General features: G+C 68.6%; 24 protein-coding genes. 11 read left to right on the top strand and 13 right to left on the bottom strand.

What is annotated here, in order from left to right:
- Positions 1 to 18: 18 nt before the first annotated feature.
- From ACTU3I_RS05005 to ACTU3I_RS04990, 4 genes are all read right to left on the bottom strand, one after another.
- A complete protein-coding gene (locus tag ACTU3I_RS05005; protein ID WP_442924542.1) occupies positions 19 to 855 on the bottom strand; it encodes an ATP-binding cassette domain-containing protein in 837 nt (278 codons plus the stop codon).
- Positions 848 to 2,608, bottom strand: a complete 1,761-nt coding sequence (locus tag ACTU3I_RS05000; protein ID WP_442924541.1) for an ATP-binding cassette domain-containing protein — start codon at positions 2,606 to 2,608, stop codon at positions 848 to 850. The genes ACTU3I_RS05005 and ACTU3I_RS05000 overlap by 8 nt, the downstream gene beginning before the upstream one ends.
- On the bottom strand, positions 2,605 to 3,546 hold the full coding sequence (locus ACTU3I_RS04995; protein ID WP_442924540.1) for an ABC transporter permease: 942 nt from the start codon (positions 3,544 to 3,546) through the stop codon (positions 2,605 to 2,607). The genes ACTU3I_RS05000 and ACTU3I_RS04995 overlap by 4 nt, the downstream gene beginning before the upstream one ends.
- A gap of 63 nt (positions 3,547 to 3,609) precedes the next feature.
- Positions 3,610 to 5,172, bottom strand: coding sequence for an ABC transporter substrate-binding protein (locus tag ACTU3I_RS04990; RefSeq protein ID WP_442924539.1), 1,563 nt, complete (start codon positions 5,170 to 5,172; stop codon positions 3,610 to 3,612).
- A gap of 259 nt (positions 5,173 to 5,431) precedes the next feature.
- On the opposite strand from ACTU3I_RS04990, the gene ACTU3I_RS04985 reads away from it, so the two are divergent.
- A complete protein-coding gene (locus tag ACTU3I_RS04985) occupies positions 5,432 to 6,427 on the top strand; it encodes a PaaX family transcriptional regulator (protein WP_442924538.1) in 996 nt (331 codons plus the stop codon).
- Positions 6,428 to 6,618: 191 nt separating this feature from the next.
- Here ACTU3I_RS04985 and ACTU3I_RS04980 read toward each other — a convergent pair whose 3' ends face one another.
- Complete coding sequence (locus tag ACTU3I_RS04980; protein WP_442924537.1) at positions 6,619 to 7,635, bottom strand: VOC family protein; 1,017 nt, start codon at positions 7,633 to 7,635, stop codon at positions 6,619 to 6,621.
- A gap of 135 nt (positions 7,636 to 7,770) precedes the next feature.
- Here ACTU3I_RS04980 and ACTU3I_RS04975 point away from each other — a divergent pair, with 135 nt between their 5' ends.
- The 4 genes from ACTU3I_RS04975 to ACTU3I_RS04960 all read left to right on the top strand — a co-directional run bounded on the left by ACTU3I_RS04975 (position 7,771) and on the right by ACTU3I_RS04960 (position 12,341).
- Positions 7,771 to 8,730, top strand: coding sequence for a LysR family transcriptional regulator (locus ACTU3I_RS04975; RefSeq protein ID WP_442924536.1), 960 nt, complete (start codon positions 7,771 to 7,773; stop codon positions 8,728 to 8,730).
- A 71-nt stretch (positions 8,731 to 8,801) separates the two neighbouring features.
- Entirely contained in the window at positions 8,802 to 9,944 is a 1,143-nt protein-coding gene (locus tag ACTU3I_RS04970; RefSeq protein ID WP_442924535.1) for an alpha/beta hydrolase family protein, read from the top strand.
- 36 nt (positions 9,945 to 9,980) lie between these two features.
- Positions 9,981 to 11,108 carry an FAD-dependent oxidoreductase gene (locus ACTU3I_RS04965; RefSeq protein ID WP_442924534.1) on the top strand — a complete coding sequence of 376 codons (1,128 nt, stop codon included), beginning with the start codon at positions 9,981 to 9,983 and terminating at the stop codon, positions 11,106 to 11,108.
- 51 nt (positions 11,109 to 11,159) lie between these two features.
- Positions 11,160 to 12,341, top strand: a complete 1,182-nt coding sequence (locus ACTU3I_RS04960; RefSeq protein ID WP_442924533.1) for an MFS transporter — start codon at positions 11,160 to 11,162, stop codon at positions 12,339 to 12,341.
- 79 nt (positions 12,342 to 12,420) lie between these two features.
- On the opposite strand, the gene ACTU3I_RS04955 is transcribed toward ACTU3I_RS04960, so the two are convergent.
- Genes ACTU3I_RS04955 through ACTU3I_RS04935 form a run of 5 tightly spaced genes read right to left on the bottom strand, consistent with a single transcriptional unit; the run spans position 12,421 to position 16,506 of the window.
- A complete protein-coding gene (locus tag ACTU3I_RS04955; protein WP_442924532.1) occupies positions 12,421 to 12,720 on the bottom strand; it encodes a hypothetical protein in 300 nt (99 codons plus the stop codon).
- Entirely contained in the window at positions 12,707 to 12,952 is a 246-nt protein-coding gene (locus tag ACTU3I_RS04950) for a ferredoxin (protein ID WP_442924531.1), read from the bottom strand. The genes ACTU3I_RS04955 and ACTU3I_RS04950 overlap by 14 nt, the downstream gene beginning before the upstream one ends.
- Positions 12,953 to 12,965: 13 nt before the next feature.
- The gene (locus ACTU3I_RS04945; RefSeq protein WP_442924530.1) at positions 12,966 to 14,150 is read right to left on the bottom strand and encodes a cytochrome P450; all 1,185 of its coding nucleotides are present in this window, start codon (positions 14,148 to 14,150) and stop codon (positions 12,966 to 12,968) included.
- A 41-nt stretch (positions 14,151 to 14,191) separates the two neighbouring features.
- Positions 14,192 to 15,361: an NAD(P)/FAD-dependent oxidoreductase gene (locus tag ACTU3I_RS04940; RefSeq protein ID WP_442924529.1), complete on the bottom strand. Its 1,170-nt coding sequence runs from the start codon at positions 15,359 to 15,361 to the stop codon at positions 14,192 to 14,194.
- The gene (locus ACTU3I_RS04935; protein WP_442924528.1) at positions 15,358 to 16,506 is read right to left on the bottom strand and encodes an alpha/beta hydrolase family protein; all 1,149 of its coding nucleotides are present in this window, start codon (positions 16,504 to 16,506) and stop codon (positions 15,358 to 15,360) included. The genes ACTU3I_RS04940 and ACTU3I_RS04935 overlap by 4 nt, the downstream gene beginning before the upstream one ends.
- 107 nt (positions 16,507 to 16,613) lie before the next feature.
- Here ACTU3I_RS04935 and ACTU3I_RS04930 point away from each other — a divergent pair, with 107 nt between their 5' ends.
- Genes ACTU3I_RS04930 through ACTU3I_RS04920 form a run of 3 tightly spaced genes read left to right on the top strand, consistent with a single transcriptional unit; the run spans position 16,614 to position 18,651 of the window.
- Positions 16,614 to 17,522, top strand: a complete 909-nt coding sequence (locus ACTU3I_RS04930; protein ID WP_442924527.1) for a fumarylacetoacetate hydrolase family protein — start codon at positions 16,614 to 16,616, stop codon at positions 17,520 to 17,522.
- Positions 17,519 to 17,980 carry a cupin domain-containing protein gene (locus ACTU3I_RS04925; protein WP_442924526.1) on the top strand — a complete coding sequence of 154 codons (462 nt, stop codon included), beginning with the start codon at positions 17,519 to 17,521 and terminating at the stop codon, positions 17,978 to 17,980. The genes ACTU3I_RS04930 and ACTU3I_RS04925 overlap by 4 nt, the downstream gene beginning before the upstream one ends.
- A gap of 59 nt (positions 17,981 to 18,039) precedes the next feature.
- Positions 18,040 to 18,651: a PadR family transcriptional regulator gene (locus ACTU3I_RS04920; protein WP_442924525.1), complete on the top strand. Its 612-nt coding sequence runs from the start codon at positions 18,040 to 18,042 to the stop codon at positions 18,649 to 18,651.
- Positions 18,652 to 18,693: 42 nt separating this feature from the next.
- Here the strand turns inward: ACTU3I_RS04920 and ACTU3I_RS04915 are convergent, their stop codons facing one another.
- From ACTU3I_RS04915 to ACTU3I_RS04905, 3 genes are read right to left on the bottom strand one after another with little or no spacing between them, the layout of a single operon-like run.
- On the bottom strand, positions 18,694 to 20,241 hold the full coding sequence (locus ACTU3I_RS04915) for a bifunctional 3-(3-hydroxy-phenyl)propionate/3-hydroxycinnamic acid hydroxylase (RefSeq protein WP_442924524.1): 1,548 nt from the start codon (positions 20,239 to 20,241) through the stop codon (positions 18,694 to 18,696).
- Positions 20,238 to 21,113 (bottom strand): VOC family protein, encoded by an 876-nt coding sequence (locus ACTU3I_RS04910; protein ID WP_442924523.1) that lies wholly within the window; start codon positions 21,111 to 21,113, stop codon positions 20,238 to 20,240. Before ACTU3I_RS04910 ends, ACTU3I_RS04915 begins: the two co-directional genes overlap by 4 nt.
- Positions 21,114 to 21,141: 28 nt before the next feature.
- Positions 21,142 to 21,954 (bottom strand): 3-keto-5-aminohexanoate cleavage protein, encoded by an 813-nt coding sequence (locus ACTU3I_RS04905; RefSeq protein WP_442924522.1) that lies wholly within the window; start codon positions 21,952 to 21,954, stop codon positions 21,142 to 21,144.
- A 140-nt stretch (positions 21,955 to 22,094) separates the two neighbouring features.
- Between ACTU3I_RS04905 and ACTU3I_RS04900 the strand changes: the two genes are divergently transcribed.
- The 3 genes from ACTU3I_RS04900 to ACTU3I_RS04890 all read left to right on the top strand — a co-directional run bounded on the left by ACTU3I_RS04900 (position 22,095) and on the right by ACTU3I_RS04890 (position 24,718).
- Positions 22,095 to 22,559 (top strand): HtaA domain-containing protein, encoded by a 465-nt coding sequence (locus ACTU3I_RS04900; RefSeq protein ID WP_442924521.1) that lies wholly within the window; start codon positions 22,095 to 22,097, stop codon positions 22,557 to 22,559.
- Between the two features lie 183 nt (positions 22,560 to 22,742).
- Positions 22,743 to 23,696: a ribokinase gene (locus ACTU3I_RS04895; RefSeq protein WP_442924520.1), complete on the top strand. Its 954-nt coding sequence runs from the start codon at positions 22,743 to 22,745 to the stop codon at positions 23,694 to 23,696.
- Positions 23,696 to 24,718 (top strand): LacI family DNA-binding transcriptional regulator, encoded by a 1,023-nt coding sequence (locus ACTU3I_RS04890; RefSeq protein WP_442924519.1) that lies wholly within the window; start codon positions 23,696 to 23,698, stop codon positions 24,716 to 24,718. The genes ACTU3I_RS04895 and ACTU3I_RS04890 overlap by 1 nt, the downstream gene beginning before the upstream one ends.

The following is a 24,718-nucleotide window of genomic DNA, read 5'->3' as shown; positions in this document are numbered from 1 at the left end:
CTTCGGTCGGAGGTCGGCTCAGTGCCGGGAAGCCAGACGCGCCGCGCGCCGACTCGCCTGGAGGATGGGGTCCGGAACGGGCGCGGCGGCCACCAGTCGCTGGGTGTAGGGATTCTGCGGACGGTCGCAGATGTCCAGCGGCGACCCCTGTTCGACGATCCGTCCGCGATTGAGCACCATCACCCGATCGGCGAACTCACGAACGACAGCGAGGTCATGGGTGATGAACAGGTACGCGACCCCCGTCTCGTCGCGCAGACGCCGCAGGAGGTCCAGCACGATCTTCTGGGTCGACACGTCGAGCGCGCTGGTCGGCTCGTCGCAGATGATGAGTCGCGGCGACACGGCGAGGGCGCGCGCGATGGCGATGCGCTGGCGTTGCCCGCCGGAGAAGCTGTGCGGTGTGCGGGATGCGGAGTCGGCCGGCATCCCGACGCGCTCCAGCAGCGCGCGCGCCTCCCGCCGGCTTTCGGCCGCGGAGAGGCGCGTGTGAAGACGGAGCGGCTCGGTGAGGATCGCCTCGATCGTGAGCGACGGGTTCAACGATCCGTAGGGGTTTTGAAAGACGACCTGCAGATCGGATGCCGTCGCGCGGCGCTCCCGTCGGGACGCACCCGCCAGTTCGCGCCCCTGGAATCGCACCGACCCCTCGGAGACGGGCGCGAGTCCGAGCACGGCGTTGCCGATCGTGGACTTGCCCGAACCCGACTCACCGACCAGAGCGAGGGTCTCCCCGTCGGCGATGTCGAAGGAGACGTCGTCGACCGCGGTGAATCGCGCGCGGCGGAACGGACGGCCGCTGGGGACGGGAAAGCTCACGCGCAGGCCGTCCACGCGCAGAAGGGGTTCAGGCACGGGTACCTCCGTTGCGGACGGGGAGCTCGACGAGACTCGGGGTGGCCGCGATCAGGTCGGCCGTGTAGGGGTCGCGCGGCTCGGCGAACAGCCCCACGGTCTCCTGCTCCTCGACGACGTGGCCGCGCTGAAGCACGTAGACGCGTTCGCAGAGGTCCGCGACGACGCCCAGATCGTGGGTCACGAGGATGATCGCCATCCCGTGCTCATCGCGCAATCGGCGCAGGAGGTCCAGGATGTCGGCCTGCACGGTGACGTCGAGCGCCGTTGTGGGCTCGTCCGCGATCAGCAGCCGGGGGTCCCCTGCCAGCGCCACGGCGATCACGACGCGCTGTGCCATTCCACCCGAGAGCTCGTGCGGGTACCGCCGCATCACGGCGTGCGGATCGGGCAGCCGAACGTCCTCGAGCAGCGCGATCGCCCGATCGTGCAGAGCGCGTCCGCGCAGTGCGGTCTGTGCGCGCAACACGGCCTTGAGCTGGAACCCGACGGTGAAGGAGGGATCGAGCGCCACCATCGGCTCTTGCGAGACCAAGCCGACGCGGCCGCCGCGGATGCGCCGGAAGACGGCCTCGTCGGCCGCACGCAGGTCTTCGCCCGTGACGTCGAATCGCTCGGCCGTCACCGACGCGTTCGCGGGTGCGAGCCCGAGCACCGACAGTGCGGTCACCGTCTTGCCGCTCCCCGACTCGCCGACCAGACCCACGATCTCGCCGGCATCGACCCGCATCGAGATGCCGTGCACGACTTCACGGGGCTCCTCCGCCTCGAACGTGATGGTGAGGTCGCGCACGTCGAGCACGGCGTCGGAACGCTCGACGGGCGAACGTGTCACCGGCGTCTGCGCTCGGGTCTTGGCTCGGGCCTGCCGCGACCACGCCGTGTTCCGCGTGCTGGCGGCGTTGGTATCCCGCAGCGCGTCGCCGATGAGACCGAGCGAGAGCACGGTGATGGCGATGATCCCCCCGGAGGGAACGAGGAGCCACGGGAACGTGATCAGCACGCGGGCGGCCTCGGCGACCATACCGCCCCACGAGGGGTACGGTTCCTGGATGCCGAGCCCGAGGAATCCCAGGCCCGACTGCACGACGAGCGCGACACCGGAGAAGAGCGACACGAGCACGGTGACGGGCCCGACCAGCCGCGGCGCGATGTGACGCGCGAGGATACGGAGCGTCCCGACGCCCGTGACGCGGGCCGCGGACACGTACAGCTCTTCCTTGGTCGCCTTCGTCGCCGCCCGCACGACGCGGATCGCGCCGCCCGCGGCGAAGATCCCGAGCGTGATCATCGCCGCGAAGAGGTTGTTGTCGAACAGCGCCACCACCGCGAACATGATGACGATCCCCGGCAGCGACATCGCGATGTCGACCACCGTCGAGATGACACGGTCGAGGATGCCCGATGAGAACCCCGCCGCGAGGCCCAGCACGATGCCGATGATGGCGTAGACGGCGGTCGCGACGAGCGCGCCGAGAAGTGCCGGCTGGCCGCCCCACATCAGGCGCGACAGCACATCGCGTCCGAGCGAATCGGTGCCGAGCCAATGCGCTGCGGAGGGCAGCTGCTGTACCGCGGCGAGGTCCTGTGTGAGCGGGTCGTCCGGGGCGAGCCAGGGCGCCAGCGCGCACGCGAGGACGATGATCAGCAGGACGGCAACCGCTGCGGTGGCGAGCGGGCGGCGGAAGAAGCCGCGCCACGCCTGGGTGGACGTGCGCCGCAGATCGGTGTCGGAGATCGGGATGGTGGTCATCGGGTGCGCAGTTTCGGGTTGAGAAGGCCGTACGAGAGGTCGACGAGCAGGTTGACCACGATCACGACCGCGGCGTAGGCGAGGGCGACGCCCTGGATGACGGGGATGTCACCTTGCAGGGTCGCCTGATTGATGAGCGATCCCAGCCCGGGAAGGGCGAAGACGTTCTCCACGAAGAGGCTGCCGATGAGAGCGGCGATGAATCCGAGTCCGATCACGGTGACGATCGGGACCCCCGCGTTCTTGAGCGCGTGGCGCCAGAGCAGCGCGGTCTCGCCGATCCCGGCGGCACGCAGGGTGCGCATGTATGGCTGGTCGAGGCTCGTGCCGATGGCATCGCGCGTCATCTTCGCGATGTCCGCGATGCCGCCGATCGCCAGGGCGACGACGGGGAGCACGAGCGACGCCGCCCACAGCGAGGGCGAGACGGTGAACGGCACGAAACCGGTAGCCGGGAGCAGCGGTATCGCGATGGCGAAGACCTGAACCAGGATCAGCGCGAGCCAGAAGTTCGGCAGCGCGGAACCGGTGAGCGAGACGACGTCGATGACACGGGCCACCGCGCCGCCGACACGGGCGCTGAGCGTGCCGAGAAGGATGCCGAGCAGGGCGGCCAGCAGCGTCGCGCCGACGATGATCGACAGGGTGACCGGCAGGCGGGCGGCGATGGTCTGCGCGACCGGCTCGCCCGAGAACAGCGATGAGCCGAGGTCGCCGCGCACGAGCCCGCCCATGTAGAGGCCGTACTGCTGCCACAGCGGGAGGTGGAGATTCAACTCCTCCCGGATGCGCTCGTACGTCTCCTGCGTGGCGCCGATCCCGGCGATCGCGCGGGCCGCGTCGCCGGGCACGAGCCCCTGCAGCACGAAAGTGATCGTCGTGGTCAGCAGCAGGATGGGGATGGCCAGCGCGAGGCGCCGGGTGATGATGGAGAGCATCGTGCGTTCGTTCTTCCTGCCGAGGGCGGGACGGGTGGGCCCCGCCCTCGACGGCGGTCGCTCCTACTCGGAGATCGTCCAGTCGGCCGGGTTGTTCGGCGTGCCGTAGGGGTCCAGGCCGAACCCCTCGATGTCGGGCGCGGTCGCGAACGCCAGCGCGTACTTGGCGATCGGCACGGACAGCGCCTGCTCGACGAGCAGCTTCTGCACCTCTCCTGCCGCCGCGTTCCGCTCCGCCTCGGGCGAGACGCTGTATGCAGCCACCAGTTCGGCGAGTCCGGGCTGCTCGTGCTGCCACAGGTTGATGGCGGCTGTGGGCGCGAACACCTGGTTGTAGAGCAGGAACTCCGACATGGCGCCCCAGTTCACGGTGAGCGTCGCGTATTCCTTCGACACCATGTCCGAGATCAGCGATGACACCGATTCCTCACCCTTGAGCTGCACCCGGATGCCCGCTTGCTCGAGCTGCTGCGCGGCGGCCTGCATCACCTTTGCATTGTCCGGCTGGTAATTCGGGTAGATCAGGCCGATGTCGATACCGTCCGGGTAGCCGGCCTCCGCGAGAAGGGACTTCGCTTTCTCGACGTCGTACGGATATGCCTCCTCGAGATCCTCGACGAAGCCGTCCGAGCCCGGCGTGTTCGGCTGGACGAGGGCGGAGCCGAGGTCGCCGTACACCGCCTGGGCGATCGCCTCGCGGTCGATCGCGTGGCTGAGGGCCTGCCGAACGCGCACGTCGCCGAGCGCGGGAACGAGGTTACCGCCCAGATCGGCGATGAAGATGCCGTTCCAGCCCACCTCCTTCGCGAACGTCTGCAGTCCGCTCGATTCCGCCTGCTCGACGAGATCGGCCGTCACGCTCATGACATCGGCCTGCCCCGAGCGCACCGCCTGCAGAGCAGAGGTCGCATCGCTGATGACCTTGATGACGACCTTGGAGAAGTGGATGCGGTCCTGGTCGTAGTAGTTCTCGTTCGGCGTGTACACATACTGGTCGCCGCTGACCGACTGCGAGGGCTGGTACACGTACGGTCCCGCCCCGAACGATGCGTTCTGCAGTTGGCCGGAATCCTCGAGGCCGGCCGGGCTGATGATCGCGCCACCGTAGTTCGGCGGGGTGAGCAGCTCCGTGATGATCGGGTTCGGCGTCTCGGAGGTCAGCAGCACGGCGTCGTCGCCGTCGGGCTCGGCGGTGATCCCGGCGTACGCGGCGACCGTCGGACCCTTGCCCGACGACACGAAGTAGTTGATGGAGTCGGCGACGGCTTGCGGTGTCACCTCGGTACCGTCGGCGAACCTCGCATCCTCGCGCAGGGTCACGCGATATTTGCGGCCCTCCTCGCCCTCCAGGTATCCCCACTCGGTCGCGAGGGCGGGGACGTACTCCCCGTCGGGCGTGATGTCGATGAGCGACTCGTAGGCCAGCGTCTCGTACGCGGGAACCAGCCCGCCGTTCGTGTTGACCGCGGGATCCAGACTCGTCGGTGCGCTCGATACGACGATGGTGAGCGTGTCGTCGGAGCCGGCTCCGGCGCCGCTCGCCCCGGCGCACCCTGCTGAGGCGCTGACGACGCCGATGGTCAACGCGATCGCCGCCGTTCGCCATCCGATGCGAGTTCTTCTCATGATCACTCCTTCGTAACCGCTGGTGCGAGGCGATCGAATCGGGTACGGCCGCCGGGTTTGAAGTATGTCGCTTTCTACGACGCCCGTCAACTACAGTGTGCTGGATGGCGGCATTGCGGTGTCTTCCGGCGATCTCCGGTCGGCGAAACGGTGATTTGATCCGTCGGATTACCTGACGCGCGTACGCGCTTGTGTGCACAATCACACCGCGATACTCTGGGCGCACCCCTCCGACGCGACCTGAGAGGAGCATGCGCGGGTGACCTATTACCATCACGCCGTCGTCGACTCCCCCCAGATCCCCCGCGACCTCGACAGCTCATCGGCACAGAGCGTCATCATCACGCTCCTGGGAGAGCTCTGGCCGCTCGGCGAACCCGCGCGAGTGCCGTCGATGGCGATCGCCGACATCCTGAGCAGCATCGGCATCAGCGAGACGGCCACGCGCAGCGCGCTCAGCCGGATGCAACGCAACGGCACGCTCGACCTGCACAAATCCGGACGACGGACGCTGTACTCCATCGCTGGGGAGGTTGCCACGAGCATCCCGGGCAGCACGGAGCTGACGATGGGCTTCGGCGACAGCTCCCGACCATGGTCGGGCGACTGGACCGTCGTCGTGTTCTCACTGCCGGAGTCCCAGCGCGCCGTCCGTCAGAATCTGCGCGACAAGCTGCGGTGGCTGGGATTCGGTCCGCTGCGCGACGGCGTGTGGGTGGCACCACGATGCGAGGCGACGACCGCCCTCGCGGAGCTCGGCGACCTTCTGCCCGACAATGCCGTCGTGCTGCGTTCGCAGGAGTTCTTCGGCGCGGTCGACGTCGAGACCGCATGGCCGCTCGAACCGGTCCGCGACGCCTACGCGTCGTTCATCGAGGACTTCCGGCCCTACATGTTCTCGTTGCGGGCCAGTACTGTCGCGCCGACTGAGGCGTTCCGGGTGTGGACGTCACTGCTCGGCCGATGGCGGGCGTTCCCGACGATGGATCCCGACCTGCCCGCCTCCCAGATGCCGGCGGACTGGCCCCAGCGCGAGGCACGGCGCACGTTCATCGCCGTGCACGACGGCTGCACACCGCTCGTGCAGTCCCTCGTGCGCTCGATCGTGGAGCGTTACGACCCGCGCCTCGCCGAAGACGCCCGGGCCGTGCCGGTGGCCGAGGCGCTGGCTCACGCCCGTGGCTACCTCGCCGCCCTGCGGGACGAGAAACGCGCGGCGGGTTCCGTACCCATGCGGCCCTCGACCGTCGGCTGACGGACGTGCCCGCACCGGGCCGTGGCCGGTCGGCCTGTCTCACGACGAGCGCTTCGGCATCAATACGGCAACCGGGTCGCCCGCTGCGAAAAGCCCGACGTGACGGACGACGGCGTCGTTGCACGGCAGGCAGGGACGAAGAGCGGGCGGGAGCGAGATGGCGCCCGCCCGCTCTCCCATCCGACGGCGTCTCAGCCGTGGTTCGCGTACGGGTTGACCAGTGCGTCGCGCAGCTCCTCGGGCACGCCCTCCTCCGTCGCGCTCGGGCCGTCAGCCGCAGGGAAGGATTCCGTCATCGACATCGGCATCGTGCTGTTGCGGTACATGTTGAGGGAACCGAGAGACGGCTTCCACGTGTTCGGCTTCCAATCCGGCACGTAGTTGCGATAGCCGCCGGTGTTCAACTCGATGCGCAGAGACGACGGCTCACGGAAGTACACGTAGCTCTGCTCTCCGATGCCGTGCACGGACGGGCCGTACTCGATCCGCGTCCCGTTCTCGTCGAGGACGTCGGCGGCCATGAGGAGCTCGTCCCGGGAGTCCAGCCAGAAGGCGACGTGATTGACGCGACCGGCTCGCGTCGAGCCGTCCAGAACGATCCCGAGGTCATGCGACTTCTCGTTGGTCGTCAGCACGGAGAAGACCGATATCGGCGCTTCGTCGAGGACGGTGCGCGCCATGATGCGGAATCCGAGCACCTCGTTGTACCACTTGGCGAACTCGTCGACATTGCTAGCGGCGATCGTCACGTGGTCCAGCTGCCGCGGTGCGCCGGCGAATCGGCTGCGACGCGACGGTCGATCGGGGAAGATCGAGGCTGTGTCGCCCTCCGTCTCGTGATGGTGCGTGACATCCCAGTGGAGCGTCATGGAGTGCCCCCACGGGCCGATGAAGCGGTACGCGCGGCCGATCTGAGCCACGTCGTCGAGCCACTCCCCGTGCACGCCGGCGGCTTCGATGCGGCGAGCGGCCTCGTCCAGCGCCTCGGCGCTCGAGGTGCGCCATGCCATGGTCGCCATTCCCGGCTCGGTGCCCGGCACCACGACCAGCGAGTAGGCGTAGTAGTCACCCCAGCACCGGAGGTAGACCGCGCCGTCGCGGCGGTCCACCACGGTGAGGCCGACCTGTTGCTCGTAGAAGGCGACGGATTCCTCGACGTCCGGCGCCGTGATCTCGAGGTACGAGAGGTGAGAGAGCAGCTTAATCATCGTTGACCCTTTCGGAGAGCCGTTGTGGCGCCTCCCACGATCCGCTCGCGGCGGGAATCAGGGAAGTCGACGTAAGGTATGGCGGGTATAGATAGTTCTGATACGCCGACACGCGGCCTTGGAGAGGGGACACGGATGCCTCGTCGTGGAAGCCTGTCGCGCCTCGATCTCAACTTGCTCACCCCCCTCGACGCGATCCTCACCGAGCGCAGCGTGAGCCGCGCGGCGCAACGTCTGCAGCTGAGTCAGCCCTCGCTCAGCGCGGCGCTTGCGCGGCTGCGGACGCACTTCGGCGACCCGCTGCTCGTGCGCCGTGGAAACCTCTACGACCTGAGTCCGCTGGCGCGAAAGCTCGCCGACCAGGTGTCGGCGACGCTGGAGAGCGCCCGCCGCATCTTCGAAGAGCAGGGCGAATGGGACCCGACGACCGCGACGCGAGAGTTCTCCGTCTACATGTCGGACTATGCCCTCTGCACGATCGCGCCGATCGTCTCCCGGATCGCGTCGGTCGACGCGCCCGGGGTGCGGTTCCGTTTCCTGCTGCAGGGCTCCTCGATCATCGACGAGGCTGATGAACGGCTCCGCTCCGTGGATGCGCTCATCGCCCCGCATGGAATGATCGCCGATCTGCCGCACACCGCCCTGTGGCGCGACGAGTGGGTGGTGATCGCCGACGCCGGCAACGCGGCCGCGCGCCGGGGCCTCACGACCGACGATCTCGCGACGTCGCCGTGGGTTCACACCTTTCAGACTCCGACCGCGTCGACCCCCGCCCTGCGGCAACTGCAGTATCTGGGGATCGAGCAGCACGTCGAGGCGACGGTCGAGAGCTTTCAAGCAGTCCCCCTCTTCGTGCGCGGCACCGCCCGCCTCGGCCTGCTGCAGCGGGGGCTCCTCTCCTCGCTGCCGTCGCTCGACGGCCTCCTCGCGGTCGAGTCTCCGGTCGCTCTCGCACCGGTGGTGCCTGCGCTCTGGTGGCACCCGTCCCACCATGGCGACCCAGGACACGCATGGATGCGGGCGATCTTCGCGCGCGCCGGTGAGCTCCACAGCAACGAGATCCCGTCCGGCGGGGAGCAAACGGCGAGCACGTAATCATGTAATTCTTGACATGTCGTTGCTGTCATCGCATACTTCTCATCGAAGACGTCGAGGAGGACAGGCTGATGCCAGGAGGCGATGCGACGGCGGCGCGTGCCGTCACGGCCTCGATCGCCGACGCGCGGCATTGGGCGCTGTCGCGGCTGGAGGAGTCCCAGCATCCGTTCGACGGAATCGACGTCCCACGAGCACGTTCCGTACTTCTCACGCTGGAAAGCATCGAGCCCGAGCCTTGGGTCGCGGCATGGATGTCGGTGGCGAACGACTTCGCTCAAGAGGCACGCCGGTGGGACCCCGAGACGCGGGCGGAAGAGGCCGGGACCGCGTGGTGGCAGGCGTATCAGTTCGCGCGCATCGCCCGATTCCCCACGCCCACCCACCCCGTGAAGTCGGTGGCCTACGACTCCTCCCGGGAGTTCTTCGCCAAGGCACTCTCGCTCGTCGCACGCCCGGTCCAGGGGGCGACGGTGCCGGTAGACGGCGACAGCCGCGAAGGCCGCGACGTCGTGCCCTTCTTCCTCGCTACGCCCGATGCTCAGGCCACCACTCGATCTCCCGTCGTCGTCGTGTTCAGCGGGATCGACACGTTCAAGGAGGAGACCTACGTCCGGACCGCGGGACTGCGATCCCGCGGGGTAGCGACCCTGCACGTCGACATCCCCGGTACCGGCGAATCGCCCGTCCACGCGGGGGTCGCCGCCGAGCGGATGTGGACCCCGATCTTCGACTGGATTGAACAGAGCGACCTCGACGCCGCACGAGTGGGGGTGCTGGGGATGTCGTTCGGCGGATACTGGGCCACGAAGTTGGCACACACCCACAGGGAGCGCCTACGCGCAGCCGTCAACTGGGGCGGCGGGATCCATCGGACCTTCCAGCCCGGATGGCAGGATCGTTCGCGCATCGCGGCCACGTTCGTCCCCGATCTCGACGCGGCGCGCGCCAGCATCTTCGGTCTGCGCAGCCTCCACGACTACGCACGCCTCCTCCCCGGACTCTCGCTCCTCGATCAAGGCATCCTCGGCGAGCCGTCCAGCCCGCAACTCCTGGTGGGTGGCACGGATGACCGGCAATCGGATCCCACCGACATCCATCTCGCCCTCGAACACGGCTCGGCGAAGACGGCTCGCCTCTACCGGGGTGGGCATGTGAGCGCGCCCGACGCTCCCTCGACGATCTTCGATTGGCTCGCGTCGCAACTGGCGTAGCTCGACATCACCGGAAAGGACACCGTGGACACTGTCATGTCTGAGAACTCGTCCCCGCGCAGAAGCGTCTGCATCGTCGGGGCGGGGATCGCCGGTCTGACGACGGCGATCGCCCTCGCGCGTCGGGGGTGGAAGGTGGAGATCCTCGAGGTGAGCCCTGACGGGCGTACGGCAGGCTGGGGCCTCGCACTGACAGGCCCGTCCCTGCGCGCGCTCGACAGCTTGGACCTCGCCGAGCGGATGCTGGACAGCGGCTACGGCATGTTCCGGATCGTGAACTGGGAACCGACGGGCGAGGAGATCGAGATCTCCCCTCCCCCCCTTCTCGGCCCCGGCTCGCCGGTCATGGCGGGAATCTCCCGGCCCGACCTGCATCGGATCCTGGCTGCGGAAGCGAACCGCCTGGGAGTGGCGGTGACCTACGGATCCAGCGTGGCCCGCATCGTCCAGGATCCCGACGAGGTCAGATTGGAACTCGAGGACGGAAGCCATCGGCGGGCCGACCTGGTGGTCGGTGCGGACGGCATCCGCTCGCGTGTCCGCGAGGAGCTGGGGTTCGCCGACCCGCTGGAGTACACCGGACAGGCGGTGTGGCGTGCGCAGATCCCCCGACCCTCCTGGGCGACGGCGATCAACACCTTCGCGCTGAGCGACCGTCAGACGGGCGTCGTGCCCATCAGCGCCGAGTCGGCGTACGTGTTCTTCACCGAGAACGACGCCTCACGCGAGATCATCCCGGACGAGCTCCTCCCGGCCCGCCTGGCCGCCGAGCTCAAGCCTTTCGCCGGCCGCGCGGCTGAGCTTCGCGACGCCGTCCGCACGTCGCCCAGCGTCATCCGCCGCCTCGCGCAGACGATCATCGTCGAGAGCCCATGGAACGTCGGGCGCGTCGTCCTCGTCGGCGACGCCAGCCATGCGCCTTCTCCTCAGATGGCCAGCGGTGCCGCGCTGGCCATCGAGGACGGCGTCGTGCTCGCGGAGGAGCTCGCGTCCGTGCCGGAGGTCGAGCAGGCTCTGCAGGCCTTCACGGAACGCCGCTTCGATCGCTGCGCGACCCTGGTCAAGACTTCGGCCCGAATCGCACAACTGGAGCAGTCCGCGAGGCATCGCGAGTCCCACGAGCTCATCGACCGCTGCCACGGGCTCATGGCGCAGCCCGTGTGAGCGATCACCCCACCCACCGTTGACCCGAACAACGCGAGCAAAGGAGCACGCATGTCCACGCAAACCCTTCCCGATGTCCGACGAGGGGGAGCAGCCCGGGCTGCTCTCCTCCTCGGCGCAGCCTGCATGCCGATCCTCGGCTCGACATCGATCGCACCGCTGCAGCCGGCCATGGCTGCAGCGTTCCCCGAGCAGGCCGGCGCCGAGGTGCTCGTCGCCCTCATCCTCACCGTCCCCGCCCTCATGATCGGGCTGACCGCACTCGTGGCGGGGCGGATCATCGACCGGGTCGGCCGCAAGCGCGTGCTCGTGGTGACGCTCCTCGTCTACGCCCTCGCGGGAACCGCACCGCTGTGGTTGCCGACCCTGCAGAGCATCCTCATCAGTCGGGTGTTCGTGGGGCTGGCGGAGGCGGCGATCTTCGCGGCAGCGATGGCGACGATCTCCGACCTCTTCGACGGACACCGCCGCGCACGCTACTTCGGGCTTCTCACGCTGGTGACCGGCCTGGCGGCCGTCGTTTTCATCGCCGCATCCGGCGCGCTCGGCAACGCCAGCTGGCGCACGCCATTCTGGCTCTACGCCATCGCGCTCCCGCTGGCGATCCTCTCGGTATTCGTGCTCGAGCGCGACCGGCCGCACACCACCGAGGTCGCGCTGCCGCCGATGCACTGGCGGCGCCTGCTCGCCCCGATCATGTTCACCCTCGTCGGCGGCGCGGCGTTCTACGTCCCTGTCGCGATGCTGTCGCTCCGACTCGCAGAGATGGGCGTCACGGCCTCCGCCGTCATCGGAGCGATCAGCGCCGTCGCCGCCCTGGCGCTCGCCCTGGCCGCCCTCGCCTTCCCTGCGCTGCTGCGTCGCATCCCGCGCGTCCTGCTCGCCGGCGCCTTCGCCGTACTCGGGATCGGCGTCGTGGTCCTCGGCGTCGCCGGAACCCTCCCGTACGTCATCGCAGGCGCGATCGTGGCGAACATCGGGGGCGGCGTGCTGATCTCGACGCTGCAAAACTGGATCGTGCAGGGGCTGCCGTTCGATCAGCGCGGTCGCGCATCGGGCGCCTCCACGGGAGCGCTCTTCGTGGGTCAGTTCCTCTCGCCGCTCGTCGTCTTCGCGCTCGCCGCGGTCACAGGTCTCGGGCCGGCGGTCGCCATCCTCGGCGCGGGTGCTCTGCTCGCCGCGGTGGTCGCGGTCTTCGTCGGCCGACTGCACGCGGAAGAGCCGCCCCGCTGAGGCGATCGTTCGCCGACCAGAAGGACGCCCCGCGCCGTGAGCGCGGGGCGTCCTCGCGTGGGAGGCGGGGCGCCGTGGGTCAGGCGCGCCAGCCTGTCACCTTCGACATGGGGAACCGTCCCGCCTTCGCCGTGCCTGATATCACGTCGCCGTCGATCTCGAGCGTGTAGATCACCTTCAGGGGGAGCGGCTTCGTCAGGTCCACGGCGCAGGTCAGCGTCGCCCCGCGAATCGTGCCGTCGGCGATGACCACCGACTCGTCCTTGGTGTGGGCGGTGCCGGTGAGGGCCTCTCCGTCGGTAACGATGTGCAGAGTGGCCTGTTGCCGGCCGAGCGGAGTCGCGATCTCGATGTTCCACGTACCGTCAGCGTTCGTCATGGTTGTGCTCCTTCTGCGAGGATTCGGGTCGGTCGATGCGGGGAGCGACGACTTTGAGGGCCGCGACCGGGCACGCGCGGGCGCCCGCGGCGGCCGCGTCTTCCAGGTCGCGGCTGATGACGGCCACCCGCAAGCGGACGTAACCCTCGTGATCGATCTCATAGACGGAAGGCGCGACCTGGAAGCAGAGACCGTGACCTTCGCATGCCCCGAGGTTGACGTCGATGTCCATGGCCATGCTCACCTCAAGAAGCGGCCGTGACGCGGATGGGCACCGACTTCAGCCCCCGCACGATGGGATTCATGCTCACGACCACGTCGCCGGCCGGCTCGATGCTGTCGACCTGCGCGGCGAGGGCCTGCAGGAGGGTCACCACCTCCATGCGCGCAAGACCCTGCCCGGCGCAGCCGTGCGGGCCATACCCGAAGGCGACGTGATCGAGCGGGTTGCGGTCGAGCTGGAAGTCGTCGGGGTTGTCGTACTTGGCGGGGTCGTGGTTCGCAGCCCCCCAGTTGAGCATCACCTTCGACCCCGCCGGGATGGTGACGCCGCCGATGGTGGCCTCACGCGTCGCCACCCGCCAGAAGCCGACGACCGGAGAGTGCCAGCGCATCGTCTCCTCGAAGATGGGAGCGGCGAGCGACGGGTCCGCCTTCAGGGCCGCCCAGATCTCGGGGCGTTCGCAGAAGAGGCGGAACAGCGCGCTGATGGCGTTGACCGTCGTGTCCATGCCGGCGGTCAGGTACGCCGTGATGAGGCGGGTTCCCTGCAGCGGAGTGATCTTGCCGGCGTCGACCGCATCCATGATCTTCTCGCCCCAGCCTCCGGGCACGAGCTTCTCGCGATCGCCCATTCCCTCGAGCCACTCGTGATACGCACCCATCTCCTCCAGGTGCGAGAGAAGATAGTCGCCGAACGGCCCCATCCCGGCGAACGTCGCATCCGCACCAGGCTGCAGCTTCTCGCGGCCCTCCAGCGGCAGGCCCACGAGGTCTCCCACGACATTGATGGGGAAGACCCGCGAGATCTCCCGGACCGCGTCGAACTCGCCCCGCGCGACATTCTCGGCGACGATGCGCTCGGCGTACTCGGCGATCTGCGCGCGGATCTTGCCCAGCCCGCGCGGCGCGAGCTGATCGCCGAGCACCTCGCGAAGGACGGTGTGGTCGGGTGGGTCGGTCGACAGGATCGTCCCCGCGATGACGTTGTTGATCTCGGGCGTGAGAGCGACCCCCTCGCCGGAGGAGAACGTCTGCCAGTCCGCCGCGACGGCTTTGATCTCCTCGTAGCGGGTCAAGACGTAGAAGTCCCACTTGGTCGAGTACACCGCGGCCGCCTGCTGACGCAACCGCGCCAGCTGCGGGAAGGGATCGGTGACGAATTCCGGGCCGAACAGGTCGACGTCGGTCTCGGGTCGTACGGCGCTCATGGGCATGTCTTGTCTCCTTTGCCAATACATACGGACGGGTTCTAGGTTCGGAGCGGGCTCATTCGATCCGCCGGCGCAGGGGCTTCCGTCATCGCTCGAAGTCGAGCCGCGGGTATCCGGAAGTTGAGAGCCACCGCAGCTGTCGTCATGCCGGCGTCGCTCCATCGCAGCAGAGCTCGGCGCTCGCTCGGATCGCCCTCCTGCACCTCGGGTTCTCCGACGAACGGCGGCTCACCGGCGATCTTCACATCCAGGCCGAACTGCTCGGTCCAGAAATAGTGGTCGGGGGTGTATGCCGCAGCATACGGGTCGATAAGGGTGGATGCCGCGGCACGACCCTGCACCACGGCGTTGCTCCAGTGCGGCGTTCGGCGGAACGACCGCGGCGCCAGTTCGCGCGTGACCACGTCACCGGCAGCGACGATCCCGGGCGCCGCCTCACAGCGCGCATCGACGACGACACCGCCCGCGATGCGGAGGCCGGAACCCGTCAGCCACTCGGTGTTGGGCAGGTCGCCGGCCGCGGAGACGACGAGGTCGGCCGACAGCACCGACCCGTCCCCCAGAAGCACCCCCGATACGGGGTCACCGACCAGTTGCACCGGGCCGTCCGAGACGATGATCCGAAGACCGAGACTCCCGGCGACGCCGCGGATGTAGGACGACAGCCACACACCCAGCAACGCGACGAGGGGCTCCTCGCTGCCGACGACCGTCACGGCCAGCCCGTGGCGCATCAATGTGGACGCGACCTCCATGCCGAGGAAGCCCCCGCCCACGACGACCGCGGTCGACGCGGTCGCCAGTCGGCCGGCGATCGCCTCGGCGTCCTGGAGAGTGCGGACCACGTGCTCACCCGTCTGCCCCGGGTCAGCCAGTCGTCGCGCACGCGCGCCCGTGGCGATCACGAGGCCGTCGTACTCCATCGTCGAACCGTCGGCGAGAATGACCTGGCGCTCCTGCGTTCGCAGACCGATCGCCTCCCTCCCGAGGAGGACGTCGACATCATCGGGCAGCGCCGCCAGTGCGGCGCTCTGCGCGGTCTGCGTGCCGGCCAGCACGCCCTTCGACAGCGGAACGCGCGAGTACGGCGGCGACAGCTCCTCGCTGACGAGAGCGAGCCGACCGCCCCAACCCGCCGTCCGCAGGGCGCCGGCGGCGGTGACACCGGCGATCGAGCCGCCGACGACGACGATCCGATCGAGTGTCACGACCCGAGCCGGGCGAGGAGCCAGTCGATGACGGTGGGACCGACAGGCCCCCGGCCCATGTGACCGCCTTCGAAGAGCCGTGCCGTCTTGGGATCACCATGCTCGAGGGCGAGGTGGATGTCGGTGGCGTCGTTCTGCTGGTCATCCTTCCCGTTGACCAGCAGCAACGGGCAGCAGTGCTGGTCCAGCACACCCTGGTCGAGCAGCGAGAGCTCCGGGCATCGGGCGATGTAGTCCTCGAACGTGCTCTCTCCGAAGATCCGCGCGCGTGAGGGGCCGAGGTCCATCAGGTACGTCGACGCCGTCCGGGACTTCTCCTGCCACTCCGGTTGGAACGTGCGGTGGATGCCGCCGCCCCAGTTCACCGCGGCGCGAAGCTTGTCGCGATGCGTGTGAGCGAGCTTCGTCGACCAGTATCCGCCGAACGACTGGCCCACCGCGCCGACGCGCGACTCGTCCAGATCGCTTGCGGCGATCCATTCGAAGACGGGGTCCCACATCCGCTCGGCGGCGACGCCGGCGAACACGGGTGCTTCTCCCACCCCCGGCATGTCGATGTGGATAGTGGCGACGCCTCGTGCCCGCAGCGACGCGGTGCGGATGTAACTCTCCTCTTTCCACATGTCGATACCGCCCCACACCATCGCCACGGGCACCGGACCGCTGACGGCGGGCGGGCGGGCCACGTAGAAGACCACCTCGCTGCGCGCTTCACGGTCGCCGAAATCGATCGGGATCGCGACACGCTCGAGAGCCGGCTCGTCCAGGGCGACCGCGCGGAGGAAGAACTCTCGCGACCGGTCGTAGGCGGCCTGCTTCGCGGGGTGCACGGGAGTGGGGAATCTCGCGACGAAGCCGAACTGGTACGCCTGCCACCAGGCATCGCGGGCCTCGGCGTACCGTCCTTCGCGCTCGGCGGCGTCGCCTCGATGGGCGAATCGCTCGGCGACCTCCAGCCACGCCGACGACCACGGCTCAGGCTCGAGGCCTCGCAGGGACTCGATGACCGGCCGCGCGGCGTCGGCGTCGATCGCGTTGAAGGGATGAGCCCCCTCGTCCAGATGCGCGCGCAACCACTCGCGAGCGTTCTCCAGCGTTCGAACGCCGGTGATCGGGTCTACGCCCGCAATCGCTACCGCTGCCATCAGACCTCCAGGTGCGGGAAGGCACAGTCCCGTCGAATGCAGTATGCGAAAGCGGAATGAGTATGTCAAGCTTTACATGTTCATATTCACACGAAGGAGACAGCTCCGTGAAACTCGCATCGTTCCAGTACGAGGGCCGCGACGACGTCGGCATCGTCGAGCCCGACGGCATCCTTCCCCTCGGGTCGCTCTTCGCCGAGGCGCCGACCTCCATGCGGGATGTGCTCGCGTGGCTGGCCGACGGCGGCCGCGTCCCCGCGGCACCGGGCGTCCCCGCCCTGCCGTTCGAGGACGTGAAACTGCTCCCGGTGGTTCCGGACCCTGCAGCGATCTGGTGCGCCGCGCTGACCTATCTCAGCCATGTGCGCGAAGGCGGGGACAGGCCCGTGCCGGACTACCCTCTCTTCTTCCTCCGGGTCGCGAACAGCCAGATCGGCAGCGGAAGGCCGATGCTCGTACCGACGGTGTCGTCCGAACTGGACTACGAGGGCGAGCTCGCCGTCGTCATCGGCAAGGGTGGTCGCGACATCCGGATGCAGGACGCCCTCTCCCACGTCGCCGGATACACGTGCTACAACGACGGCTCCGTGCGCGACTGGCAGCGGCACACGTCGCAGATCACGATGGGGAAGAACTTCGACGCAACCGGGGGCTTCGGCCCGTGGCTCGTGACGCCCGATGAGTTCACCCCGGGCGACCAGCGGATGACGACGCGGCTGAACGGGCAGGTGGTTCAGGACACCACCGTGGATCAGCTGCTCTTCCCGATCGAGTATCTGATCCACTACGTCTCCACGGTCTCGACGCTCCGAACCGGAGATGTGATCGTCACCGGGACCTCCGGGGGCGTGGGCGTGCGACGGAACCCGCCGTTGTTCCTGCGGCCGGGCGACGTCGTCGATGTCGAGATCGAGGGGATCGGTGTGCTTCGAAACCCCGTGGAGCTCGCCCCCGCCGCCGCAGGCGGGGGCTTCGAGGCCTATCGCCCCGACGTGGCGGAAGCGGGTGTCCGATGACACGGCATCAGCGCCGCATCGTCACCGGCCACGACGAAGCCGGAAAGGCGGTCTTCCTGGCGGACGGCCCGACTCCCAACGTCTGGCAAGCGCCCGACGGCGGGCCGGTGTTCGAGTTGTGGAGCCACGAGGGCGCCCCTGACATCGACGGCGCGTTCGCCGACCCCGTCCTCGGCCCCACCAGCTTCTCGCCGCCACGAGGGGGCTCGATCCTGCGCATCGTCGACTTCGCCCCGCGCGATCCGGCCGACCGTGTCCATATGCATCGCACTCCGTCGCTCGACTACTGCTACGTCATCGAGGGAAGCATCGTCGCGGTGCTCGATGATGAGGAGCGGTTGCTGTCCGCCGGGGACGTCCTGATCCAGCGCGGCACGAACCATGGCTGGCGCAATCAGTCGGACGCGCCCTGCCGGGTGCTCTTCGTCCTGCTCGACGCCGCCGCACCCCCGGAATGATCGTCACGGACCAACACATGTCAGTAGTGACATGTCTGTTCGGATGCTAGATTTCCTCCGTGTCCCTCAGATATGCGATCCTCGGGTACCTCAGTTCGGGGAGCGGATCAGGCTATGACCTCGTCCAGCAGCTCGACGGTGGCCTCGGCTGGTTCTGGGCGGCGTCCCACAGCCAGATCTACCCCGAGCTGAGGCGACTCGAGAGCCAAGGGCTCATCGCCGGCACGTCGACCACCGTCGGCGAGCGACTCGAGAAGCGGATCTACTCCCTGACCGACCAGGGCGCCGACGAGCTTCGGGCCTGGACCAGCAAGGCACCCGAGTATCGCCCTAATCGCGACCCCGAGCGGCTGCAGCTGATCTTCGCCGACGACAATGGCCCCGACGCGATCCGCCGCCATCTCGAGGCGCACCTCGAGCATTTCCGAGGTCGGCGAGCGCAGGTGGCCGAGATGCGCGACCGCATCCTCTCCGGAGGGAACAGTCGCGTGCAGCAGCGGCTCGACGCCAAGAGCGAGGCGGGCAGAGAGCTGACGCTCCTGCTGCGGGATCTCGCTTACGGGGGCGACATGCAGCGCGCAGACGCCGAGATCGCGTGGGCGACCGACGCGCTCGCACGCCTCGACCGGCTCGCGCATGCGGAGGGAACCGCGCGCGCGGACGCGGAGTGAGGGGCTCACGCCTGCAGCGGCGGAGACCGGGCTCGTCGCTGGTCAGGCGACCGTCACCGGGCGGGTTCCCGCGACCGAGGCCGACCATTCCCGGGCGAGCGTCCGCGCACCGACGGCGTCGCGCGCGATGCCGAAGACGTAGCGATCGGGCCGAACCATCACCGCCGACGCGTCGAACGCCGCCAACCACGCCCCCAGCACTCCGTCGTCATCGTGCAGGTCCGCGCCGAGCACTAGGGTGCGCACATCGTCGGTCGTCGTGAGCGGTTCGAGAGCCAGCAAGACCTCGTCGTCCCCGAGTACCGCATCCAGCCTCACGCGACGTCCGCGCGCATCCGTGACCCAGGGCTGCGGGAAGAGCAGACCGACCGCCGGCGAGCCCTGCGGGTCGTCGAGCATGCCGGTGGTGAGACCCGGAATGGCGTCCCGCCACGTCTTCGGGGCCGCCGGAGCCGGATTGCGCATGAGCTCACGCATCCGAGCGTCGCGGGCCTTCGCCTCCTCCTCGTCGAGCACGCAGATGTACCGGCCGTTCGCCACCGCCTGTTCGATGATCGCCCGCACATGCGGCTCGCGCTCGAGCTGATACGTGTCCAGAAGATCCTCGCTCGCGCCCTGGTGCAAGATCGCGCGCAGCTTCCATGTCAGATTGCGCACGTCCCGGATGCCGTGGCACATGCCCTGCCCGTAGAACGGCGGGGTCTGATGCGCGGCGTCGCCCGCCAGCAGCACGCGTCCCCGACGCCAGCGCTCCGCGACGAGCGCGTGGAAGCGGTACACCGCGGACCGGCCGAGCGTCAGCTCACCCTGCCCGAGCCATGGCGTCACGTCGTGAATGAGCCTCATCGCCTCTTCCGGCGCCGCCAGGGCCGTGCCGTCCTCGCCGGGCAGAACCATGAACTCCCAGCGCCGGTGACCCCGCGGCCCCGGGACATAGGTGGCGGGGCGGCGCGGATCGCAGTACATGATCGAGTAGTCGGGACCGGAGCCCTCGTCTGCCACGTCCCCGTCGACGACGATCCACGGCTCGTCGAAACCGTAATCGGTGAGTTCGATGCCGAGCGACTTGCGCAGCGGGCTCGCGGCCCCGTCGGCCGCGATGACGTAGCGGGCGCGCTGTTGCCGCACGCCTCCGGATTCGTCGCGCAGCTCGACCAGCACGTGGTCGTCCCGTTCGCGCACCGACGCACACGTCCAGCCGAGCAGGACCTCCACCCCGGGGGTCTCGCCGGCTCGCCGGCGCAGCAGCGCGTCGAGCTCGGGTTGATAGAACATGTAGTGCGGCATCCAGCCCAGGTCGCCCTCCGTCGCGGCCACCCGGAAATCCCGGATCGGCTGTCCGTCGGCGCCGTTGTGGAGCGCGCCCGAGGTGGCGCGGACGCGCGGAACCAGCTCATCGGCGAGACCGGCGGACTGGAAGATGCGCATCACGTCGGCGTCGAAGTGGATCGCGCGCGGCTTCGGATACACGTCGACGGAGCTGTCGACGACGAGAGTCGTGAGACCGAGGCGTCCGGCGATCAGGCCTGCCGTCGCGCCGACCGGTCCCGCACCGACGACGACGACGTCGATGATGGCGTCGTCGGTCATGCCGACTCCGTCGCAGCGATGACGGGCGTGGACATGTCACGGAAGCCGGCAGGAGGCAACGGGCCCCACAGGACACCCGACTTCTCGGCATCCGACCACACCTCGATCTCCCACTCCTCCTCTGACTCGACCTGCAGCATGTCGGAAGTCACTTCGAGGATCGATCCGGCCGGGTCGAGGTGATAGGTGAAGATATTGCCGCCGATACCGTGGCGCCCGGGGCCCCAGACGAAGTTCTGTCCGCGCGCTGCCAGCACATCGCCGAGCCGCGCGAGCCCACGGACGTCGCTCGTCTCGAAGGCGTAGTGGTGGATGCCGTTGCTTCCCGCGAAGACGGCGACGGTGTGGTGATTCGGGCTGCAGCGCAGCCAGTGTCGCTGATCGAGGAAGCTGTCTGACAGGCGGAACCCGAAGAGGTCGACGAAGAAATCACGGAAGGCACCCGGGTCCTGCGCGGCGAAGCTCAGGTGATCGAGAGATCCGATCACCGGGCCGGAGTCGCGCTCTGCGGCATTGCGGGCATGACCTTCGCCGACACCGATCTCGACCGCGACCCCGTTCGGCGCATGGACTCGCAACGCATCGCCGTGGAGCTCGACGGCGGAGTCAATCTCGACGCCTGCCGCCGCGAGGCGTCGGCGTACCTCAGCGAGATTGTCGGCGGTCGTGTGGAGGGCCATGAAGTCGAACTCCGCCGTATCCGCAGCGTGCAGGATCAGGCATGGCTCCTGGCCCGGGAGCGCGAGCGAGACGCGTCGTCCATCGTCGCTCGCGACGTTCACGCCGAGGATCTCGCGCGCATGCTCGACGGAGCGCTCGAGGTCGGGCACCCGGAATCCCGCCCGAATCAGATGATGATCGAGAACAGTCACAGTTCTTTCCTCCGTGGATAGGTCGCGTTCAGCCGACGAGGCCGAGTTGCCGCCGCGCAGCCGACACGTCGGCGATCGAAAGGTCGAGACCCGCAGCGAGGGCGGCTGCTCGCGCGACGAGCTGAGTGTTGCTCGTCGCGAGCTCGCCGCGACGCAGGTACAGGGTGTCCTCCATCCCCGCTCGGGCGTTGCCGCCGAGGGCGAGGGCGATCGACGTCAGCTGGAGGTTGTTCTTCCCGATCGCGATGATCTGCCAGATCGCGCCCTCGGGCAGCCGCGGGATGATCGTCATGAGGTTCTCGGGCGTCGCTGCCATGCCGCCGCGAACGCCCATCACGACGCTGAACTGAAGGTCGCCCTCCAGCAGACCCTCGTCGCGCAGCCGGAGGCACTCGTCCAGGTGCCCGGTATCGTAGATCTCCAGCTCGGGCTTGATGCCGAGCTCTCGCATGCGCGCTGCGAGCCGCCGCACATCGGCGGGAGGGTTGCGGAACTCCCCACCCGCGAAGGACATGGAACACGGGTTGAGGGTCGCCATCGCGGGCCGCAACTCGATCAGGCGCTCCCGGTCTTCGAACGGGACGGTGAGGCCGACCCCGGTCGAGAGCTGAATGAGGATCGGACAGCGATCGCGGATGAGGTCCACCACCTGGCGCGCGATCCTCAGGTCCGCCGTCGGGCGCTCGAGCTCGTCTCGCAAATGGATGTGCGCCACCGCGGCGCCCGCCGCATAGGCGTCCGCGACCGCCTCAGCGATCTCCTCCGGTGTGGTCGGCAACGCCGGATTGTCCCGCTTCGTGGCGATAGGCCCGGTGGGCGCGACGGTTATGACGACGGACACATTCGCACCGATCTCTGAGTCATGCTGTGTTTTACATGTACATCTTTACATGATGATTCGTCCCGGGGCAAGGAAAATCAATGCAAGGAATCACATGTCACACTTTGCATCTCAGGGGCGAACACCTCTACCGTGCCGGTATGGAATTCGCGCTCGAGTGGGCCGTCAAGGCGAGCCTCGTCTCGTACGTGCAGTCTCGACCCGACGGAATCGTCGAGACGTTTGATGGCGCCGTCCAGCTGCCCGCAGGGTCGTTCGCCTTCCCCTTCGACCGTCTCGTCGACGGGGAACCGCGGTATCGCGGCGGCGTCAGGCTTCGGGCCCACGGCGGACTGCTCGACGTCGCACTGACCGCCCCTCAGATCGCCCCCACGCCGCGCGGGGGCATCTCCGCCGTCGTCTCCTGGGCGGGGGATTCCGCCGAACGCCTGCTCCTCGCGCACATGGACGTCGCCCGATCAGGGTCGCATTGCTGGTCCGGGACCGCCGTGCGGCTGACGGATGACGGCGCCTTCACGCTGGGGGCGCTTCAGTACTACGAGGGCCAGCCGGTGGACGACGTGTTCTTCTGCGCCCCCGAACGGCTGAGCACCTCGGACGAGTGACAGAGACTCCCGACTGGCCGCGCCGAAGTGCGAATCGAGAGCGTTGCCGTTCAGGCGACTGCGCGGGATCGATCGCCCGCTGGAGCGCGCGTCCAGCATTGCGACCAGGCCTGGTTGTCTACGGCCCGTAGATGTGGGAGCTTTCCATCTACGCGCGTAGAGGCGCGACCGCAGAGGAGCGATATGGCAGGGTCGGACGATTCCCGAGGGCGGCTGCTCGTAGCCGGAGCGATCCATATCGATGAGTCGTTCCGCGTGCCACGGCTCCCCGCCGCGGGCGAGACGGTGATTGCCACGGCCCTCGCGCGTTCTCTGGGCGGCAAGGCCGCCAATCAGGCCATCGCCGCACGACGGGCCGGTGCGGCGGTGACGCTGCTCGGCGCCGTCGGCGACGATGCGGACGGAACGCAGGCAACGGACGAGCTCGCCGCGCGCGACGTGAGCACCACCCTGATTCAGCGTCTTCCCGGTGCCCGAACCGACCGCGCCGTCATCTTCGTCGACCCCGCTGGCGAGAACGCGATCGTCGTGCATCCCGTCGCGGCGGAGGCTCTGGACCAGGCGGCCGTGGCGCGGGCTCTCAGCGTGGCGCCGCGCGCGGGGGTCGTCTTGGTGCAGGGAGAGGTACCGCCCGACAACAATCTGGAGGTCGTCGCCCACGCCGTCGAGACGGGTGCCCGCCTCGTGGTCAACCTCGCCCCCTTCTTCCCGCCGAGTGGGCCGTTCGCTCAAGCCGACCCGATGATCCTGAACGAGGTCGAGGCGGCGGAGCTGGCCGGTGCGGCCATCTCAGGGCCCGCCGATGTCGTGACCCATGCGAGTCTCCTGCTCCGCCACTGCCAGTCGGCGGTCGTGACGCTCGGTGGTGAGGGTGCCGTGGTCGTTGCCGCGGGAAAAGCGACTCATGTGCCGGCGGTGCGCGTCGCTGAGATCGTCGACACGACCGGCGCTGGCGACACCTTCGCAGGAACTCTCGCTGCGCGTCTGGCGCTCGGCGACGATCTCATCACGGCTGCAAGCCAGGGAGTGCTGGCGGCCTCGCGGACTGTGGGGCATTTCGGGCCGATCGCGCCCGATCCGATCACCGAGGCCGCCGTACCCGAGGGCGTTGTCCCCACACGGAGCGGTGTGAAGTGATGGCGCGGCGAGCGACACGCGACGACGTCGCCCGGCTCGCCGGGACCTCGACGGCCGTCGTCAGCTATGTGATCAACGACGGCCCCCGGAATGTCTCGGACGAGAAGCGCTCGAAGGTGCTGGCAGCAATGGAACAGCTTCAGTACTATCCGAACGCGCTCGCCCGTTCGCTGGCTGCGACCTCGACCCGGACGATCGGAATGATCGTCCCGAACATCTCGAACGCGTACTTCTCGGAACTCGCGCTCGAGGTGGAGGAGGTCGCGCGGCGCAGCGGTCGCATCGTCTTCCTCGGCAACTCGAACGAGTCGGCGGCATTGGAGACCACCTACGTCGATGCCTTCATCGAACAGCGAGTCGGCGGCATCCTTCTCGTCGGCGTCGCGCAGTCGACCGCGCTGGCACGCGCGGCCGGCGCGGGGATCCCCGTCGTCGTGGTCGACCGCGCGCTGTCGGCCGACGCGGACGCTCCCGGATGGTCGACCGTCAGCATCGACCACCGTGCGGCAGCGCAGACCGCCGTCGTGCATCTGCTGGAGCACGGGCACCGGGAGATCGGATGCCTCAACGGCCCGGCAGACCAGGCGGTCGCGCAGGATCGCCGCCGCGGATGGGAGGATGCGCTGCGGCAGGCGGGCATCGATCCGTCGGCGCAGATGCAACTGAGCCAGCCGTTCTCCCTCGAGGGCGGCCGCGCAGCTGCAGCGGCCGTCGCGGACGCATCGCATCGCCCGACGGCGTTGTTCGTCGCCAGCGACGAGCAGGCGCGCGGCTTCATCTCCCACGCCGGAGAGCGCGGAATCCGCGTCCCGGACGATCTCTCGATCGTCTCCGTGGACGGCACGCGCGAGGGAGCGTACGCCAACCCACCGCTGACCACGGTCCAGCAGCCCTATCGCCACCTGGCCGAGGCCGCTCTCAGCTCTTTGCGCCTCACCGACGCCCACAACACCTTCATCGAGACCCGCCTCGTCACCCGGCGATCGTGCGGGTGCACGGCCTCGCCCAACACGGAGAAATAG

Source organism: Microbacterium sp. RD1 (assembly GCF_052220165.1).
Lineage (GTDB): Bacteria > Actinomycetota > Actinomycetes > Actinomycetales > Microbacteriaceae > Microbacterium.
Note: the sequence above shows the minus strand (reverse complement) of the source record. Positions and strands in the feature narration are given on the sequence as shown.

Excerpts from the sequence above, each read along its gene's own strand:
- ACTU3I_RS04990 (WP_442924539.1), bottom strand. The coding sequence starts at position 5,172 with ATGAGAAGAACTCGCATCGGATGGCGAACGGCGGCGATCGCGTTGACC.
- ACTU3I_RS05000 (WP_442924541.1), bottom strand. The coding sequence starts at position 2,608 with ATGACCACCATCCCGATCTCCGACACCGATCTGCGGCGCACGTCCACC.
- ACTU3I_RS04970 (WP_442924535.1), top strand. The coding sequence starts at position 8,802 with ATGCCAGGAGGCGATGCGACGGCGGCGCGTGCCGTCACGGCCTCGATC.
- ACTU3I_RS04945 (WP_442924530.1), bottom strand. The coding sequence starts at position 14,150 with ATGAGCGCCGTACGACCCGAGACCGACGTCGACCTGTTCGGCCCGGAA.
- ACTU3I_RS04965 (WP_442924534.1), top strand. The coding sequence starts at position 9,981 with ATGTCTGAGAACTCGTCCCCGCGCAGAAGCGTCTGCATCGTCGGGGCG.
- ACTU3I_RS04975 (WP_442924536.1), top strand. The coding sequence starts at position 7,771 with ATGCCTCGTCGTGGAAGCCTGTCGCGCCTCGATCTCAACTTGCTCACC.
- ACTU3I_RS04955 (WP_442924532.1), bottom strand. The coding sequence starts at position 12,720 with ATGACGAACGCTGACGGTACGTGGAACATCGAGATCGCGACTCCGCTC.
- ACTU3I_RS04890 (WP_442924519.1), top strand. The coding sequence starts at position 23,696 with ATGGCGCGGCGAGCGACACGCGACGACGTCGCCCGGCTCGCCGGGACC.
- ACTU3I_RS04950 (WP_442924531.1), bottom strand. The coding sequence starts at position 12,952 with ATGGACATCGACGTCAACCTCGGGGCATGCGAAGGTCACGGTCTCTGC.
- ACTU3I_RS04935 (WP_442924528.1), bottom strand. The coding sequence starts at position 16,506 with ATGGCAGCGGTAGCGATTGCGGGCGTAGACCCGATCACCGGCGTTCGA.
- ACTU3I_RS04960 (WP_442924533.1), top strand. The coding sequence starts at position 11,160 with ATGTCCACGCAAACCCTTCCCGATGTCCGACGAGGGGGAGCAGCCCGG.
- ACTU3I_RS04915 (WP_442924524.1), bottom strand. The coding sequence starts at position 20,241 with ATGACCGACGACGCCATCATCGACGTCGTCGTCGTCGGTGCGGGACCG.
- ACTU3I_RS04895 (WP_442924520.1), top strand. The coding sequence starts at position 22,743 with ATGGCAGGGTCGGACGATTCCCGAGGGCGGCTGCTCGTAGCCGGAGCG.
- ACTU3I_RS04980 (WP_442924537.1), bottom strand. The coding sequence starts at position 7,635 with ATGATTAAGCTGCTCTCTCACCTCTCGTACCTCGAGATCACGGCGCCG.
- ACTU3I_RS04995 (WP_442924540.1), bottom strand. The coding sequence starts at position 3,546 with ATGCTCTCCATCATCACCCGGCGCCTCGCGCTGGCCATCCCCATCCTG.
- ACTU3I_RS04925 (WP_442924526.1), top strand. The coding sequence starts at position 17,519 with ATGACACGGCATCAGCGCCGCATCGTCACCGGCCACGACGAAGCCGGA.
- ACTU3I_RS04900 (WP_442924521.1), top strand. The coding sequence starts at position 22,095 with ATGGAATTCGCGCTCGAGTGGGCCGTCAAGGCGAGCCTCGTCTCGTAC.